General features: G+C 38.0%; 16 protein-coding genes and 1 other annotated feature. Of the genes, 9 read left to right on the top strand and 7 right to left on the bottom strand.

Annotation, left to right across the window (positions count from 1 at the left end; all coding sequences use genetic code 11):
• Positions 1-3 precede the first annotated feature (3 nt).
• Together AB3I34_RS05405 and adhE are read left to right on the top strand one after the other, a co-directional pair.
• Positions 4-309 (top strand): post-transcriptional regulator, encoded by a 306-nt coding sequence (locus AB3I34_RS05405; protein ID WP_002355774.1) that lies wholly within the window; start codon positions 4-6, stop codon positions 307-309.
• A 156-nt stretch (positions 310-465) separates the two neighbouring features.
• Positions 466-3063 carry a bifunctional acetaldehyde-CoA/alcohol dehydrogenase gene (gene adhE, locus AB3I34_RS05400; RefSeq protein WP_002388933.1) on the top strand — a complete coding sequence of 866 codons (2598 nt, stop codon included), beginning with the start codon at positions 466-468 and terminating at the stop codon, positions 3061-3063.
• A gap of 44 nt (positions 3064-3107) precedes the next feature.
• Here the strand turns inward: adhE and fni are convergent, their stop codons facing one another.
• The 6 genes from fni to AB3I34_RS05370 form a co-directional block, all read right to left on the bottom strand.
• Positions 3108-4151, bottom strand: coding sequence for a type 2 isopentenyl-diphosphate Delta-isomerase (fni, locus tag AB3I34_RS05395; protein ID WP_002381302.1), 1044 nt, complete (start codon positions 4149-4151; stop codon positions 3108-3110).
• Entirely contained in the window at positions 4135-5241 is a 1107-nt protein-coding gene (locus tag AB3I34_RS05390; RefSeq protein WP_002355777.1) for a phosphomevalonate kinase, read from the bottom strand. Before AB3I34_RS05390 ends, fni begins: the two co-directional genes overlap by 17 nt.
• A gap of 2 nt (positions 5242-5243) precedes the next feature.
• Positions 5244-6239 carry a diphosphomevalonate decarboxylase gene (gene mvaD, locus AB3I34_RS05385; RefSeq protein ID WP_002355778.1) on the bottom strand — a complete coding sequence of 332 codons (996 nt, stop codon included), beginning with the start codon at positions 6237-6239 and terminating at the stop codon, positions 5244-5246.
• Positions 6239-7183, bottom strand: coding sequence for a mevalonate kinase (mvk, locus tag AB3I34_RS05380; protein ID WP_002355780.1), 945 nt, complete (start codon positions 7181-7183; stop codon positions 6239-6241). Before mvk ends, mvaD begins: the two co-directional genes overlap by 1 nt.
• A gap of 269 nt (positions 7184-7452) precedes the next feature.
• Positions 7453-8088 (bottom strand): pentapeptide repeat-containing protein, encoded by a 636-nt coding sequence (locus tag AB3I34_RS05375; protein ID WP_048736929.1) that lies wholly within the window; start codon positions 8086-8088, stop codon positions 7453-7455.
• Entirely contained in the window at positions 8085-9158 is a 1074-nt protein-coding gene (locus tag AB3I34_RS05370) for an FUSC family protein (RefSeq protein ID WP_002355782.1), read from the bottom strand. The genes AB3I34_RS05375 and AB3I34_RS05370 overlap by 4 nt, the downstream gene beginning before the upstream one ends.
• Before the next feature lie 243 nt (positions 9159-9401).
• On the opposite strand from AB3I34_RS05370, the gene opp1A reads away from it, so the two are divergent.
• Positions 9402-11072 carry an oligopeptide ABC transporter substrate-binding protein Opp1A gene (gene opp1A, locus AB3I34_RS05365; RefSeq protein ID WP_002402970.1) on the top strand — a complete coding sequence of 557 codons (1671 nt, stop codon included), beginning with the start codon at positions 9402-9404 and terminating at the stop codon, positions 11070-11072.
• A 78-nt stretch (positions 11073-11150) separates the two neighbouring features.
• Here opp1A and AB3I34_RS05360 read toward each other — a convergent pair whose 3' ends face one another.
• The gene (locus AB3I34_RS05360; RefSeq protein WP_002355784.1) at positions 11151-11501 is read right to left on the bottom strand and encodes a DUF3899 domain-containing protein; all 351 of its coding nucleotides are present in this window, start codon (positions 11499-11501) and stop codon (positions 11151-11153) included.
• 90 nt (positions 11502-11591) lie between these two features.
• Between AB3I34_RS05360 and opp1B the strand changes: the two genes are divergently transcribed.
• From opp1B to infC, 6 genes are all read left to right on the top strand, one after another.
• A complete protein-coding gene (gene opp1B, locus AB3I34_RS05355; RefSeq protein ID WP_002381304.1) occupies positions 11592-12533 on the top strand; it encodes an oligopeptide ABC transporter permease Opp1B in 942 nt (313 codons plus the stop codon).
• Positions 12533-13585, top strand: a complete 1053-nt coding sequence (gene opp1C / locus AB3I34_RS05350) for an oligopeptide ABC transporter permease Opp1C (protein ID WP_002355787.1) — start codon at positions 12533-12535, stop codon at positions 13583-13585. Before opp1B ends, opp1C begins: the two co-directional genes overlap by 1 nt.
• A 9-nt stretch (positions 13586-13594) precedes the next feature.
• Positions 13595-14653 (top strand): oligopeptide ABC transporter ATP-binding protein Opp1D, encoded by a 1059-nt coding sequence (opp1D, locus tag AB3I34_RS05345; protein ID WP_002355794.1) that lies wholly within the window; start codon positions 13595-13597, stop codon positions 14651-14653.
• Positions 14653-15609 (top strand): oligopeptide ABC transporter ATP-binding protein Opp1F, encoded by a 957-nt coding sequence (gene opp1F, locus AB3I34_RS05340; RefSeq protein WP_002361357.1) that lies wholly within the window; start codon positions 14653-14655, stop codon positions 15607-15609. The genes opp1D and opp1F overlap by 1 nt, the downstream gene beginning before the upstream one ends.
• 40 nt (positions 15610-15649) lie before the next feature.
• Complete coding sequence (locus tag AB3I34_RS05335; RefSeq protein WP_047649243.1) at positions 15650-16720, top strand: RNA-guided endonuclease TnpB family protein; 1071 nt, start codon at positions 15650-15652, stop codon at positions 16718-16720.
• Between the two features lie 213 nt (positions 16721-16933).
• Positions 16934-17065 (top strand) — a sequence feature (ribosomal protein L20 leader region).
• 54 nt (positions 17066-17119) lie between these two features.
• Complete coding sequence (gene infC, locus AB3I34_RS05330; protein ID WP_002355797.1) at positions 17120-17641, top strand: translation initiation factor IF-3; 522 nt, start codon at positions 17120-17122, stop codon at positions 17639-17641.
• Positions 17642-17666 lie beyond the last annotated feature (25 nt).

The raw sequence follows: 17666 nt of genomic DNA, 5'->3' as shown, positions 1-17666 counted from the left end.
TGGTTGGAAGGAGAAGAGCCCATGACAAAGGAAAAATTAAGTTGGTTACAACAAAAAATGCTCAATAAAAGTATTAAAAAGAAGTGCCAAAATTTTCGTGAACTAGGTTATTCTTCCATCAACGAAGAAGATTTATTGACTTATTTACTCACCTATCGTTGGAAAAAACAAACCCATTTATCTGTCAAAGACTGTCGCAAAGACATTCAGAAGGTTAAGCCGAATGAATTTTTTGACTATCAACAATTATTGGCACAGACATCAAAAAATCCTTTAAGGGACTGGCATGATATTGAAGACTTATTCTAGAAAAAAGAATAGGTCTTTTTTTTTGAGATAAAAAAATTATAAATAGTTGTGAAAAATATCACAAAAACTATTTACAAGATTCGTTTTATGTTGTATGATGTGAATGTGAAATAGTTAACAAAGTTTTTTTAAAATGAAACTCTTAGGAGGATGAACATGGTTAAAACAGTAAAAAAAGAAAAGACAGAAACAGTTGATGTTTCATCAATGATTGATGAATTAGCAACAAAAGCGAATGTCGCTTTAAAAGCAATGGAAGATTTTACACAAGAACAAGTAGATCACATTGTCCATCAAATGGCGATGGCGGCGTTAGACCAACATATGCCTTTAGCAAAAATGGCTGTCGAAGAAACTGGCCGTGGAATCTATGAAGATAAAGCAATCAAAAATATGTATGCATCTGAATACATTTGGAATAATATTAAACATGATAAAACTGTGGGTGTAATTAACAAAGACGAACAAACCGGCTTAATGGAAATTGCTGAGCCAGTTGGCGTGGTATGTGGGGTCACACCAACAACGAACCCAACGTCAACAACTATTTTTAAATCACTAATTGCCTTAAAAACAAGAAATCCAATTGTTTTTGCTTTCCATCCTAGCGCACAAAAATGTTCGGCAGAAGCGGCACGTATTGTACGGGATGCGGCGATTGCAGCAGGTGCACCAGAAAATTGTATTCAATGGATTGAACAACCATCGATTGATGCAACATCTGCTTTGATGAATCATCCAGGGATTGCCATTGTTTTAGCAACTGGTGGCGCAGGCATGGTAAAATCTGCGTACTCAACAGGTAAACCAGCACTAGGCGTTGGTCCTGGGAACGTACCAGCTTATATTGAAAAAACGGCTAAAGTAAAACGTGCGGTTAATGATTTAATTGTTTCAAAATCATTTGATAATGGAATGATTTGTGCTTCTGAGCAAGCGGTCATTGTGGATAAAGAAATTTATGCTTCTGTCAAAGCTGAGTTTGAAGCACACAATGTTTACTTCGTGAAACCGAATGAATTACAAAAACTAGAAGATGCAGTGATGAATGAAGGCAAATACGCAGTAAATCCAGCGATTGTCGGTAACTCTGCAGAAAAAATTGCTGAATTAGCAGGAATTAGCGTACCAAAAGGCACAAAAATTTTAGTCGCTGAATTAGAAGGTGCAGGTCCAGAATATCCATTATCAAGAGAAAAATTATCGCCAGTTTTAGCAATGATGAAATCAAACAATGCAGAGCATGCTTTTGAACTATGTGAAGCGATGTTAAACTTAGGTGGTTTAGGACATACAGCAGTAATTCATACAGAAGATGAAGAGTTACAAGTTGCTTTTGGTTTACGTATGAAAGCTTGTCGTATTTTAGTGAATACTCCATCAGCAGAAGGCGGTATCGGTAACATTTATAACGAAATGATTCCATCTTTAACACTTGGTTGTGGTTCATACGGGAAAAACTCTGTTTCTAAAAACGTATCAGCCATTAACTTAATTAATATTAAAACGGTAGCGAAACGGAGAAATAATATGCAATGGTTTAAATTACCTCCAAAAATTTTCTTTGAAAAAAATTCTTTACAATATCTACAAAAAATGGAAAATGTTGAACGTGTCATGTTAGTTTGTGACCCAGGTATGGTTCAATTTGGCTATGCAGATATCGTACGTAAAGAGCTACAAAAACGTAAAAATGATGTGAAAATCGAAGTATTTTCTGATGTTGAACCAAACCCATCAACAAATACTGTTTATGCAGGTACCAAAATGATGGTTGATTTCCAACCAGATACAGTGATTGCCTTGGGTGGCGGTTCTGCAATGGACGCGGCGAAAGGCATGTGGATGTTCTATGAACACCCAGATACAGAGTTCTTTGGTGCAAAACAAAAATTCTTAGATATCCGCAAACGGACATATAAAATTGCCAAACCAGAAAAAACACAATTTGTTTGTATCCCAACTACTTCAGGAACTGGTTCAGAAGTTACACCATTTGCCGTTATTACTGATAGTGAAACACACGTGAAATATCCGTTAGCAGACTATGCGTTAACACCAGATGTAGCGATTGTTGATCCACAGTTCGTAATGTCTGTGCCAGCTTCAGTCACTGCAGATACAGGTATGGATGTTTTAACACATGCTATTGAATCTTATGTTTCCGTGATGGCTTCAGATTACACACGTGGTTTAAGTTTACAAGCAATCAAGTTAGTTTTCGATCATTTAGAAAATTCAGTGAAACGTCCAGATATGGAATCTCGCGAAAAAATGCATAATGCATCAACCATGGCAGGGATGGCATTTGCCAATGCATTCTTAGGTATTTGTCACTCTATTGCTCATAAAATTGGTGGGGAATATGGCATTCCACATGGTCGTACAAATGCGATTTTATTACCACATATTATTCGTTACAATGCGAAAGATCCATCAAAACACGCAATGTTCCCTAAATATGATTACTTCCGCGCCGATACTGATTATGCAGACATTGCAAAATTCTTAGGCTTAAAAGGAAATACTACCGCAGAATTAGTAGAAGCTTTAGCAACAGCAGTAGCAGACTTAGGTAAATCAGTCGGAATTGACATGAACTTGAAAGCCCAAGGTGTCTCACAAGAAACATTAGACACAACAGTTGATCGTATGGCAGAACTTGCATATGAAGACCAATGTACAACTGCAAATCCGAAAGAACCATTAATTAGTGAACTAAAACAAATTATCTTAGATGCTTATGTAGGATAAAAGAACTCAAATAAAGAGACCAGAACATTAATGTTCTGGTCTCTTTAACGTTTTGCGAAAACAGTGCTGTCGATACCACGGTTATGACACCAATTAACTAAAACTGGATCGAGGATAAGTGCGGTACTCGTCAATTCTTCTGTCGTCTTTTTTCCTAAAAGAGTATAAAGCATTTTCACTTCTTCTTGCCATTGCTGTACAAGGGCTAAGGTATTTTCTAAACCATTTTTACTCATAAGGGAAGCTAAGATAGTCCCAGCAACTCCCATGCTTTTGGCACCTAAAGCGAGTCCTTTGACAATATCAAGAGAGTTACGCACACCGCCAGAGCCAAGAATAGTTAGCTTCTTTTGCCAATTTTGTGATTCCAGAAGAGAGATGACCGTTGATTGACCCCAATCATCTAAGAAAGAAAGTTCTCGTTTCTTACGCCGGGCATTTTCAATTTGTGTAAAACTCGTTCCGCCTTGGCCGCTCACATCCGCTGCTTGAACGCCGATAGAGGTGAGTTTTTCTAAGGTTTCTTGGCTCATGCCAAAGCCAACCTCTTTGACAATGACAGGCACTTCTACGGCCTGTACGATAGCTTCAATCTTGGTTAGCCAATTAGTGAAATCACGATCTCCTTCAGGCATGACCAATTCTTGGGGCACATTTACATGGATTTGTAAGGCATTCGCTTGAAATAAATCAAGCGCTCGCTTTGCTTCTTCCACACCCAAGCCTGCACCAATATTGGCAAAAATGAGTCCATCTGGGTTTTCTTTTCGCATAATTTGATACGTATCCGCTAAACTAGCATCTTTTAACGCTGCCGAGACAGATCCTGTCGCAACTAAAAGCCCAGTTTCTTTGGCAATAATGCCTAATTGCTGATTAATTTCTTTTGCACGCTGACTACCACCTGTCATTGCATTGACATAAAAAGGTTGGGGAAGCTGAAAAGAAAGAAACGAAGTGGAAATATCCACTTCGTTAACAGCGGATTCAGCAAACGATTGGTGAACAAAACGCACACGGTCAAAGTCATTACTTTTTTCTTTGTGGAACGCTTTAGCTAATGATAGATGTTCATCTTTTCGATTCATGCTTCTCCTTACACTCCTTTTGACCATAGGTATAGACGTGAAGTGGCAGTGGGGTAATTCCGTCTTTTTCCCAAGCAGTCATTAATGGTAAAATCCCAGATTTTTGGCGGAAAATTACAATCCCACAATCGCCCCCGCCAGCGCCAGAAGATTTCGCAGCTCCTGTATAAGATTCAGCCAAATCACAAAGATTTTTCAAGGCTTCTGTTTCGATTACCACACCAGTCAGTGAAGATAATTCGGCGAGCAATTGGCGATTTTTAGTAATTTGTTTTTGAATAACAGAAATTTTTCCTGTGTTAAAGCCATTAATCATTGTTTCGACACAAAGCCGACTTTTCATTAAGAACTGCTCATAAGCCGCTTGTTTTTCTTCTTTTGATTGATGAACTCGATCAACTAAGTCTGAAGTGGACGCAGGACTACCTGTCCAACCAATTAGTAAACGTAGTTGTTTCGGTACTTTTAACGGAAAAATCATTAATTCAGGCCAGTCCATTGCTAACAAATCAGTTAATGTTTCAGTGGCTACTTTTTGATTGACCCAATCATGATCGAAGGTTGAAAAGGCAATCCAGCCCCCGTAACAGCTGGCGGCGATATCTCCGCAAGAACCATTTCCTTGAACGGCTAAGTGAGCTAATGCTGATAATTTGAAAATTTCCTCATTTTCCAAACCTAAGTCATAAAAAATATTCAAGGCTTTGACAGTTCCAACGGTTACTGCACCGCTTGAACCAAGACCATATTTTCGTCCATTTGAACTATCTAATTCACTCGTCACTTTTAAATGATAAAATGACAATTCTTTGTTTTGCTCTTGCGCATATTTTTCAGTTAGATGAATCGCCGCTAGAACATAATGAAAGGGATTTTCGCGAATATCTAATACGAGCTCACCATTTCGGCGTGTCCAACGAATAGGTAACGAGCTGTATTGTGCAGATTGAATACTGCCTTCATCTGTTGTTTCTTCGACAGTTACAGTTACGAATTGATCCACAGCAACGATAATGGCAGGGTGGCCAGGTTCAACAACGGCATATTCTCCTGCAATAAATAACTTTCCTGGCGTAGTAACTTCAATCATGCTTATTTATCCATTCCTTTCGTTTCAAACAATTCAATTCCGGGACCAGCAAAAGCTGGGACTAACTGCTCTTTTGAAAAATGTTCACTTAAAAATGTTTTTAATGCTTCTAAGTTTTTCTTTTCGACTAAGACCTTGACATTCGGACCTGCATCCATTGTAAAGTAACAAGGAATTCCTTTGGCCCGTGCTTGGCGAACTAAAGCCATCGCTTGTAAACTGCCTGGGGACCAGTAAGTAAATGGAGGGACAGCACCTAAGGTTGTTCCATGCATCCTTAACCCATTGGCTTCAATGATTTCTCCTAAACGAGGGAAGTCTTTTGTTTTAATTGCTTCATGAACTTGGGATAAATCTTTTTCCACATTGTCCAACCAACCTTGATAAAAGCTAGAAGTTTCTACTGTTCGTTTCATTCCATCACGGCTGGAAACATCTTTTTCGCCATCGTTAATTAAGATAAAGAGCATGGCCAATTCGTTTTCCCAATTATTGGCTGGAATATTTTCAGCAAACGAAGTTTCATCAGAGTGGCCTTTGTTCCATTGAGCAAAACCACCAAAAATGCTGCGACAAGCAGAACCTGAACCACGTCGCGCTAAACGTGATAAGTCTTTTGCTGAAAGATTTAATCCTAAGGCTACGTTACAGGCCCCTGCTAAAGCAGCTAGACCACTCGCTGAAGAAGCCAAACCAGCTGCAGTAGGCACAAAATTTTGACTTTCTACTTTTGCAAACCAAGTACAATCGGCTTGTTGACGAACAAGGTTCAAAAATTCTTTGACTTTTTTTGTTTGTTTTTCGTTTTGCAAGATACCATCTAAAATAAATACATCTTCTGAATAATGGGCATCAAATGTCACAGTTGTTTCTGTGTAAAAGGCATCTAATGTTAATGATAAACTACTATTCATTGGTAAAATGTATTCTTCATTGGCTTTTCCCCAATATTTAATCAGAGCAATATTTGTATGCGCTCGTGCTTTTCCTGAAAGCATTACTTTTTCACCTCTAATGATTGAATCCATGTAGCAACAGCTCCATTTTCTTCTAAAGTCTGTGCAATGGTTTGTGCGGTCTTTTTATTATCTGTTAAGGCAATCATACAACCACCGCGACCGCCGCCGGTTAATTTTGCTCCTAGAGCGCCATGTTCTAGAGAGAGAGCCACTAGTCGATCCAGCATATCGTTGCTGACGGTTAATTGCTGGAGTTGCTCTTGCGCTAACGTCATTAGCTGACCTAATTTTTGTTTATCATCTTGTAAAATTGCCTGCTTCGCTTCTTTAGTAAAAGAACCTAATTGTTTCATTGTTTCAGCGATTGCTGTGGGATTATTTTGAGCTAGCTGCGCAATGTCTTTCACTGCTTCACGTGTTTGACCTTTAATTCCCGTATCAGCTACTACTAAGTAGGCATTAGATAAATTCATCGAGAAATGTGTGGGCGGAAATCCTCTAGTAAAAAATAAGGGATCAGCGCCGCTTGTTGCTGCGGCATCGATACCACTAGGATTGCCATGAGCAATTTTCTCACTTAAGGAAACAAGCTCAAACAATTCTTGATATGTATAAGCGTAATCAAAATAATCAAAAAGGCTTCGAACGATGGCCACAGCGGTTGCTGCGCTTGAGCCCATTCCTCGTTCAGCGGGAATCGTACTTGTTAAGGTCAAAGTGCCTTTAAATGTATCTTCCTTTAAAAAATGTAAGGTTTGCTGAACAACTTCCTTGATATTTGCTAGCTCTTGGGGCACGTCTTCAAGCAATCCTGTAAAATATGCACAATCAATCTGCATAGTTTTTGCTGGGGTAAAGACGGCTGTGATTTCTGTCGCTTGAAAAGGAAAGGCGATTGCTGGTTCGCCGTAAACAACGGCGTGTTCCCCCATTAAAATGATTTTTCCCGTCGCTTGACCGAGGCCTTGTTTTTTTATATTCATTCACTGACATTCCTTTTGAGTAGAATCGAGTATAGGACAAAAGACGTTCTTGGATTAGAAGAACGTTTGTCATAATCTCTTCATGATTTATAGGAAATGATTCCAAAAGTTTCTCTTGTTCCAAAAAAAGAGATTGCTTAACCTAAGATAGTTTACCTAAAAATAAGGCACAAGTAAAATGGTTCCGTTGGTTTTTCCAAAAAATTAATAACAATTTAATAAGAAAGAACCGACAGAACCAGTTATTCGGCTATTTTTTTAAAATTTTCTTAGGTAATCACCAAACCAAGGGCACTTGCCAAATAAATGGCTTGTTCAGGGGTGACTTTAAGACCTGATAAATAGTTTGGTGAGAAAGTCAAGCGTTCAAAGGTGTTTTGGGAAAAATCCAATCCTTTTAAAGAAGTATTTAGCCAATTACTTTCGGTTAAATCGCAAGCTTCTAGCAGGAGTTTCTTCCAGGTGACCTCGAAAAATTCACTTTCGACTAAACGTGTCTGATTAAAGTGAACAAGATTAAAATTTGCAAAACGAAAAGAAGCATAATCGGCTTTGCAATCTTCAAATAGACAATCTTTTAAATAGCTATCTGCAAAATTCGTTCCTGTCAAATTGCAACGAAGGAAAGTCACTCGATGAAAACTACCAGACAGCCATTCGACGTTAGAAAAATCGCAAGATTCAAAACGCACATTACTACAATCAAAAGAAGCAAACTGGCCATTTGCTAATGAAAGATGATCGAAAACAGCATCCCGAAAGACTAAGTTACGAACTTCTTGATTCGGTAAATCAATCTGCTGATACAAATGATTTTCTAAGATTGCCTCATCTTCTAATTGACAGTTCGTTAATAGAGGAAGTTGTTCTGGCAAATTTGGTGGTAAGGGATAAGTTATTTTCATAAAACGCCTCTTTCTTCTTGTTGATTTTCAAAGGTTTCATCAATTGAGTAGGCCCGATTATAGAAACGTAGCGCAGTTGTGAAAACATAAGCGCCGGCAAAACCAAGCAAACTACCTAACACAATCCCGACTAATCGATAGTTTAAAAGATTACTAATGACTTGCTGTCGTGCAAGATTTGATAATAATAAGGACATCGGGGTAATAAAAAAGCTGGCAATCGCATAGTTTCTGTTAATGAATCCTTCAAAAGCTGCATACAGAATACTAATGATACCGATTGTTTGTAAAGGTGTAAAGGGAATCATTAATAAAATTGCAGAAAGCAACAAACCAAGACTCGTACCTAGAATCCGTTGAACATTTCGCTGCATCACAGAATGTAAATTTTCCCCTTGTAAAATGGCTGCGCAAGTAAACGTCATCCAATAGGCGTTGACTAAATGAAGCGATTGGCTTAAATAAGCCGCTAAAAATAAAATGGCCGCATAATGCAAAGCATCTAATAAAGAAGCGGGATCGATATAAAGTCGTTCTTGAAGAGACATCCGTTTTTGAAAAACGTAGGGGCGCTTGTCGATGAAATGAAGCACAATGCCCATGATAATGCCGGTCACTACTCCTAAAAGAACAAAACTGGCCATGATGGGAATCTTATGTAAAGGAAAATTGTTGCTTGTTCCCATTGCGGTTGACATGATAACTAACAAAGCACCAGGCTTCTCAATGCCATACAATCTAAAAAGTAAGCGTGCAAGAAAAGCGACGATGGCAATTGTAATGGGAATCAACCAAGGTACATGGTGACTTAGCATTCCTAAGCTGTTGCCCAGAACAATAAAAAAGCCAACAATATTCAGTCTGCGCAATAATTGGGGCAAAGGAAGCGGCTGATAATAAATAAACGTATAAATGCCCATCGAGCCAAAGGTCCCAATGAGTAAATTATTGGAAAAATAACCAATTAATAATGGAATTGCCATACAAATTGCGACACCAACTAACCGAAATAATTCGTCATTTGCTTTATCGATAGCAAACAAATCCTTTAAAAACGTAGAATTTTTCATATTTTGTCACTCCTTTACTTCCTAATTTACCATAATGTTTAGAAAACTGACAAAAGAATTGCAATAAAAGACAGGAAGAAAAAGAGTGGTTTCTGATAGGAAGAGAAGAAAAATTAAAAAAAGTTAACATTTTGACTTGCAATTTTAATATGAAAAATGTAAGATATATTCCATAGCAATAAATAATTATTAAATTCTGATTTTTCAGAAAATACAGATTGCATTATTTTAGGAGGCAACACTATGAAATTGAAAAAGTCATTAACATTCGGTGTGATTACATTATTTAGCGTAACAACTTTAGCGGCTTGTGGAGGCGGCGGAACGTCAGATAGCTCAAGCGCGTCTGGTGGCGGTAAGGCAAGTGGCGAACAAGTTTTACGTGTCACAGAACAACAAGAAATGCCAACAGCTGATTTATCACTAGCAACAGACAGAATTAGTTTTATTGCATTAAATAATGTATATGAAGGAATTTATCGTTTAGACAAAGATAACAAAGTCCAACCTGCAGGTGCAGCGGAAAAAGCAGAAGTTTCTGAAGATGGACTAACATACAAAATTAAATTAAATAAAGATGCAAAATGGTCAGACGGTAAACCAGTGACTGCTAATGACTATGTTTACGGATGGCAACGAACAGTTGATCCAGCGACAGCTTCTGAATATGCTTATCTGTATGCCTCTGTAAAAAATGGTGATGCCATTGCTAAAGGGGAAAAAGATAAATCAGAATTAGGAATTAAAGCAGTCAGTGATACAGAATTAGAAATCACTTTAGAAAAAGCAACACCATACTTTGATTACTTATTAGCTTTCCCATCATTCTTCCCACAACGTCAAGATATTGTGGAAAAATATGGTAAAAATTATGCATCAAACAGCGAAAGTGCTGTCTACAATGGTCCATTCGTCTTAGACGGCTTTGATGGTCCTGGTACAGATACAAAATGGTCATTCAAGAAAAACGATCAATATTGGGATAAAGACACAGTGAAACTGGACTCAGTAGATGTGAATGTCGTGAAAGAATCACCAACCGCGTTGAACTTGTTCCAAGACGGACAAACAGACGATGTCGTTCTTTCTGGTGAATTAGCCCAACAAATGGCCAATGACCCAGCTTTTGTTAGTCAAAAAGAAGCATCAACACAATATATGGAACTAAATCAACGTGATGAAAAATCACCATTTAGAAATGCGAACTTACGTAAAGCAATTTCTTACTCAATCGACCGTAAAGCGTTAGTTGAATCAATCTTAGGGGATGGTTCTATCGAGCCAAACGGTTTAGTACCAGCAGATATGGCAAAAGACCCAAGTGGCGGCAAAGACTTTGCTAAAGAAGCAGGTAGTCAAATTGAATATGATACGAAAAAAGCTAAAGAATACTGGGAAAAAGCGAAAAAAGAATTGGGGATTTCAACCTTAACAATGGATATTCTTTCTTCAGATGCAGATTCTTCTAAGAAAACAGTTGAATTTGTTCAAGGGTCAATTCAAGATGCTTTAGATGGTGTGAAGGTAACGGTTAGTCCGGTTCCATTCTCCGTTCGTTTAGATCGTTCAAACAAAGGCGACTTTGATGCAGTAATCGGTGGTTGGAGTGCTGACTATGCTGATCCAAGTAGTTTCTTAGACTTATTTGCTTCAGATAACTCATATAACCGTGGACGTTATAACAATCCAGAGTTTGACAAGTTAGTGAAAGCTGCAAGTAGTGCAGATGCGACAGATCCTGAAAAACGTTGGGATGATATGTTAAATGCAGAGAAAACGATTATGGGAGACATGGGTGTGGTACCATTATTCCAAAAATCAGAAGCGCATTTACGTGCTGAAAAAGTCAAAGATGTCGCAGTTCATCCTGCTGGCGCAACGTATGACTACAAATGGGCATACATTTCAGAATAACCTGACAAAAGATCGATAGCAAACAAAAAAGGACCTTTGCCATGGAATAAAAGGCAACGGTCCTCTTGCTATCTTGTCTTAGACCAAGTAAAATAGTAGAAAGCCTAAAGACAGAATCAGTAAGATGCCCCCAGTTTTTAGCCAGAAAGAGCGATGTGCATCGCCAATGACTGAAAGCGGGATAAACTCTTTCGGTTCATTTTTCTTTTTAAAACGAAACGCGTTTTTCATTGAGCGCTGAAAGTTATCGAAAAAGCCAGAGGACATAATCCATAAAGCAATGCCGATAATTAAAAAGAAAAGCGAAACGATAAAGAAGGTATCTGATAATGAGGAGGTAGTGATAGGTTCTTTACTTATTAATAAGTAAAGAAAAATGCCGATACTGGAAATAACGGCTGTAATAATTGGCCATTTAAAAGTTTTCATGTGTTCACCCTATCTATTATTGTGGTCTATCTAGTCATTACTTTAACGAAAATAACTGAGGAAGTCAAAAAAATCTCGGAGGTGTCATTATTGAATAGTTTTGGAAAATATTTTCTTAAACGGATCTTTTTCATGATTATCACTTTGTGGTTAATCGCAACGATTACGTTTTTCTTAATGCAATTATTACCAGGTACGCCTTATACCAACCAAGAAAAACTTAGTCCAGAAACAATCGCTATGTTGAATAAACAATCTGGCTTAGATAAACCAGTGATTGTTCAATACGGAATTTACTTAAAGAACCTGGTAACGGGAGACTTTGGTATTTCATTCCAATTTAAAAACCAACCTGTTGCTAAGTTATTAGCTGGTCGAATTGGACCATCCCTTCAACTGGGAGGACAAGCGATTATCTTTGGTACGTTAGTCGGTATTTTATTGGGGATTATCGCAGCGATGCGTCAAAATACTTGGGTAGATACGTTGGCAACATTGTTAGCCATTTTAGGTCGTTCTATTCCAAACTTTGTTTTCGCGGTATTATTACAATACATTTTTGCAATGAAATTAAGAATCTTACCAATTGCTATGTGGAATGGTTTTGCATACACAATCTTGCCAACTATTGCCTTGGCAATGAGTCCAATGGCCGATTCGGCTAGGTTTATTCGAACCGAGATGGTAGAGGTCTTGCATAGTGATTATGTCGAATTAGCCAAAGCAAAAGGCTTGAGTCGCTGGCAAGTTGCATTCCGCCACGGGTTAAGAAACAGTTTAATTCCATTGATTACCTTATTAGGACCTTTAGCCGTTGGTTTAATGACAGGTTCTTTAGTAGTAGAAAATATTTTTGCCATCCCTGGAATTGGGGAACAGTTTGTAAAATCAATTATGACAAACGACTATCCAACAATTATGGCAGTAACTATTTTGTATTCAACAATGTTAGTTGTTGTAATTCTGATTGTTGACTTACTTTATGGTTTAATTGATCCAAGAATTCGCGTATCAGGAGGTGCAAAAGGCTAATGGAAACAGTCAATAAAAATAATCTACCACAAGCGATTAAAGATATTCCGGCAGATGAGTTTCAGCCTCTAAACACTTCAACTCTAAAAGAAAGAGAGCGTATTGCCACACCGTCTTTAAGTTTCTTACAAGACTCATGGCGTCGTTTGAAAAAGAATAAAGCTGCAGTTATCTCAATGAGTTTCTTAGCAGTTATTATCTTTATCTCTATTATTACCATTTGGGTTTCACCACATAACCCAACGAAACAAAATGTTTCTTACATTAACTTACCACCACGAATTCCTGGCTTGGAAAGCGTGAATGGTTTAAATGGTAAAACAACAGTTGCTGGTCAATTAGTTGATAAATATGCACAAGCAAACGTTCCAGATAACGTAAACTTTTATCTAGGAACAGATGGTTTAGGTCGTGATGTCCTAAGTCGTTTATTTATGGGAACACGTATTTCCTTATTAATTGCGTTTATCGCGGCGATTCTAGATATTACGATTGGGGTAACGTATGGACTGATTTCCGGGTTAGTCGGTGGTCGTGTCGATACAGTGATGCAACGTATTTTAGAAGTTCTTTCTGGTATTCCTAACTTAGTTGTTATGATCTTGATGCTAACAGTCTTTGATCCAGGGATTGTTTCGATTGTTTTAGCCATGGTTATTACAAACTGGATATCAATGGCCAGGATTGTGCGAGCCCAGACCATGAAACTAAAAGACCAAGAGTTTGTCATGGCAGCAGAAACATTGGGCGAATCTCGTTGGAAAATTGCTATTAAACATATTTTACCGAATATCTCAAGTGTCATTATTGTCCAAATGATGTTCAGTATCCCATCGGCAATTTTCTTTGAAGCGTTCCTAAGTTTTATTGGGTTAGGCTTACGTCCACCAACCGCATCTTTAGGAACCTTGTTAAACGAAGGATACAAAACTTTCCGTTTCCTTCCATATTTAATGTGGATTCCAGCGGCAACACTTTCAGTTATCATGATTTGTTTCAACTTGTTAGCTGATGGTTTACGTGACGCATTTGATCCTAAGATGAAAGAGTAAGAGTGGTGAATGACTATGGAAAAAGTATTAGAAGTTAAAGACTTAAGAATCTCCTTTGATACGTTTGCAGGTAAAGTCAACGCCATTCGTGGTGTGAGTTTTGATCTTTATAAAGGTGAAACGTTAGCCATCGTAGGTGAATCAGGGAGTGGTAAATCTGTTACAACCCGCAGTATTATGCGTTTGTTGAGCAGTAATGCCAATATTGATAACGGGGAAATTTTGTTTAAAGGACAAGATATTGTTCATAAAACAGAAAAACAAATGCAAGCCATTCGTGGTAAAGAAATCGCAATGATTTTCCAAGATCCGATGACTTCATTAGACCCAACGATGCCAATTGGCAAACAAGTGGCGGAATCATTAATCAAACATAATAAAGTCTCAAAAAAAGAAGGCTTAGCGCAAGCATTAGAATTACTAAAATTAGTCGGCATTCCTAATGCTGAAAAACGTTTGAAAAACTATCCGCACCAATTTTCTGGTGGACAACGTCAACGGATTGTCATTGCAATTGCTTTAATTTGTTATCCAGAAGTTCTAATTGCAGATGAACCAACTACAGCGTTGGATGTAACCATCCAAGCACAAATTTTAGAGTTATTAAAAGATTTACAAGAAAAAATTAGCACTTCGATTATTTTCATTACCCATGATTTAGGGGTAGTAGCAAACGTGGCTGACCGTGTCGCTGTCATGTACGGTGGACGTCTGGTTGAAGTGGGAACAGCAGAAGAAATTTTCTATAATCCACAACATCCATATACTTGGGGACTTTTAGGGTCAATGCCAACGATGGAAGGAACAGAAGACAAACTTTATGCGATTCCAGGTTCACCTCCAGATTTATTAGATCCACCAACTGGAGATGCCTTCTATCCACGGAATGAGTTTGCTTTAAAAATTGATACAGAAAAAGAACCACCTTATTTTGAAGTATCACCAACCCACAAAGCAGCAACGTGGTTATTAGCACCACAAGCACCAAAAGTTACGCCTCCAGCAGAGATTGTTCGTCGTTGGGCAATTTATGCAGAGCGTCAAAAAAATCCAGGAGGTAGTAATTAATGGCAGAAGAGAAAAAAGTCCTATTAGAAGTCACTGGTTTGAAACAGTATTTCAATGTTGGTCGTAAAGACGAAGTAAAAGCCATTGATGACATTAGTTTTCATATTTTTGAAGGCGAAACCTTTGGATTAGTTGGCGAATCAGGAAGTGGAAAATCAACAACTGGTCGCAGTGTCATTCGTTTATATGATCCAACTGCTGGTGAAATTCTTTTCGATGGAAAAGACATTAGCAAAATTAAATCAAAAGCGGACATGCAAGCATTCCGCCGCGATGTTCAAATGATCTTCCAAGATCCATATGCTTCATTGAATCCAAGAATGAAAGTCAATGATATTATTGCTGAAGGAATCGATGTCAATGGATTAGCTAAAACACCAAAAGAGCGGGAAGAAAAAGTCAATGAACTTTTAAAAACGGTGGGCTTAAATCCAAGTCACAGTACGCGTTATCCTCATGAGTTTTCTGGTGGGCAACGTCAACGGATTGGGATTGCTCGTGCTTTAGCGGTTAATCCACGTTTTATTATCTGTGATGAGCCAATTTCGGCTTTGGATGTGTCGATTCAAGCCCAAGTAGTAAACTTATTACAAGATTTACAAAAAGAACAAGGCTTAACTTACTTGTTTATCGCACATGACTTATCGATGGTAAAACATATCAGTGACCGAATTGGCGTAATGCACAGTGGGAAATTATTGGAAATGGGCACAAGTGATGATGTCTATAATTTCGGCGTTCATCCTTATACAGAAAGTTTACTTTCTGCGATTCCATTACCAGATCCAGACTATGAACGCACACGTAAACGGATCGTTTACCAGCCTGCAGCGGCAGATGGGAAAGATCGTGAGCTCCGTGAAATTCTCAATGGACACTATGTTTATTGTGCTGAAGACGAAGTTGCAATGTACCGTGAAAAAATTGAAGAGAAGAAAAGAAAAGCTGGTTTATAACCAGCTTCTTTTCTAACTATCTTGGTAGGGTGGTTATGAGATGAAGGCTCTGAAAGCTTATAAATACAGACTTTATCCAACCTCAAAACAAGAAGAGTTTATTCAAAAAACATTTTCTTGTGTTCGCTTGGTGTATAATTTAATGTTACAAGACCGGATTGATATCTACAAAGAGATGCGAAAAAATCCTCAACAAACGTTTAAAATGCCAACGCCAGCTAAATATAAGAAACAATACCCTGTCCTCAGAGAAGTTGATAGTTTAGCCTTGGCAAATGCACAAGTTTATTTGGATCGAGCCTTTAAAAATTTTTATCGGGAAAAAGGGATGGGCTTTCCAAAAAAGAAAAAGAAAGAAACGGTGCATTCCTACACTACGAACAATCAACATGGCACGGTCAAAATTTTGGATAATCGTTATTTGAAAGTACCTAAATTGAAATCTTTAATTAAAATGAAGGTACATCGCCAACCGCTGGGGGAGATAAAATCTGTAACTATTTCTATGAGTGCGAGTCACAATTATTATGTTTCCATTTTGTGTGAAGCGCCGATTGAAACGAAAACAAAGCAACAAAAAATGGTGGGAATTTGTAGCAGTAGGGAAAAATTTGCGCTGCTTTCGAATGGTGAAAGCTTCGAAAAAAGCTATTGTTCAAAGCATTTAAAGCAAAAACTACGTCAAGAAGAACGAAAATTAAACAAGCGTAAAATGATTGCTTTAGAAAAAGGTGTCGATCTTTCGCAAGCAAAAAATTATCAAAAACAAAAAATAAAAGTCGCAAAAATTCGCGAAAAAATAGCCAACCAACGAACGGATATTTTAAACAAAATTACAACGGAATTGGTTTCAAGTTACGATGTTATTTGTATTGAAAAAGCCCATCACAGTAATGAGCGGCCGCCAAAACATGATCGTTCTGAACTGGCTTGGTCTTTATTTTTAGCTAAACTGTTGTATAAAGCACAATGGTATGGCAAAGAACTCATTTGTATTGAGTCAGAGGAGATAGAAACAGAGTTGTCTTTTTCTGAAAGTACAGAAAATTCAGAGTATCTTAAAAGCCAAAAAATCTTAGAACGTGGCTTGTCTAAACGAGAAACCTTATAAATAGAAGAACTGTAGGGACTACAGGGATCGCCTAGGGGATAGAAAATGTACACCATGTGTTGAACCATTTGTTTCTAGGAAGTCACATTGGGACAGTCCACTAATTATTAATGATCAAAATACGAGTTCAAACGAATCTAGTGCTAGATTCGTTTTTTTTTGAGGAAATATATTGACAACTAGGATAAACTAAGGTAAACTAGTGAAGTTGAGAAATGAAAGCAGAAGCACCCGCTTCTCGCCTTAGTTGAGTATATCGCTGGGCTAGATAAAGTATTCCTTATTTTTTTAAGTAAGGCAGACTGTTGGCGGGTTCTGGATAGGAACCTGTTTTTTTATTGCATTTAGCAAACAAAGCAGACTTCCGTTAGGATTTTCTCTTAAAAATTTTGGAGGTGAATGACCATAGCAAAGGATATGATGGTTAACGACGGCATTCGTGCACGCGAGTTACGTTTGATCGGACAAGATGGTGAACAATTAGGTGTAAAAACCAAAGCAGAAGCATTACAAATCGCTGAATCTGCAAACTTGGATTTAGTACTTGTAGCGCCAGGAGCGAAACCACCAGTTGCGCGAATTATGGATTATGGAAAATTCCGTTTCGAACAACAAAAGAAAGAGCGTGAAGCTCGCAAGAAACAAAAAGTGATCAACGTCAAAGAAGTTCGTTTAAGTCCAACAATTGACGTAAATGACTTCAATACAAAACTTCGTAATGCGCGTAAGTTCTTAGAAAAAGGAGACAAAGTGAAAGCTTCTATCCGTTTCAAAGGCCGTGCCATTACCCATAAAGAGATTGGTCAGAAAGTTCTTGATCGCTTAGCTGAAGAAACTGCGGACATCGCCACAGTGGAACAAAAAGCGAAAATGGACGGACGCAGCATGTTTCTAACGCTGGCACCGAAAAACGACAAGTAAACGAAGAGACCGAGCATTCGGACTT

The sequence above is a fragment of the Enterococcus sp. C102(2024) genome (assembly GCF_040888205.1).
GTDB classification, from domain to species: domain Bacteria; phylum Bacillota; class Bacilli; order Lactobacillales; family Enterococcaceae; genus Enterococcus; species Enterococcus faecalis.
Note: the sequence above shows the minus strand (reverse complement) of the source record. Positions and strands in the feature narration are given on the sequence as shown.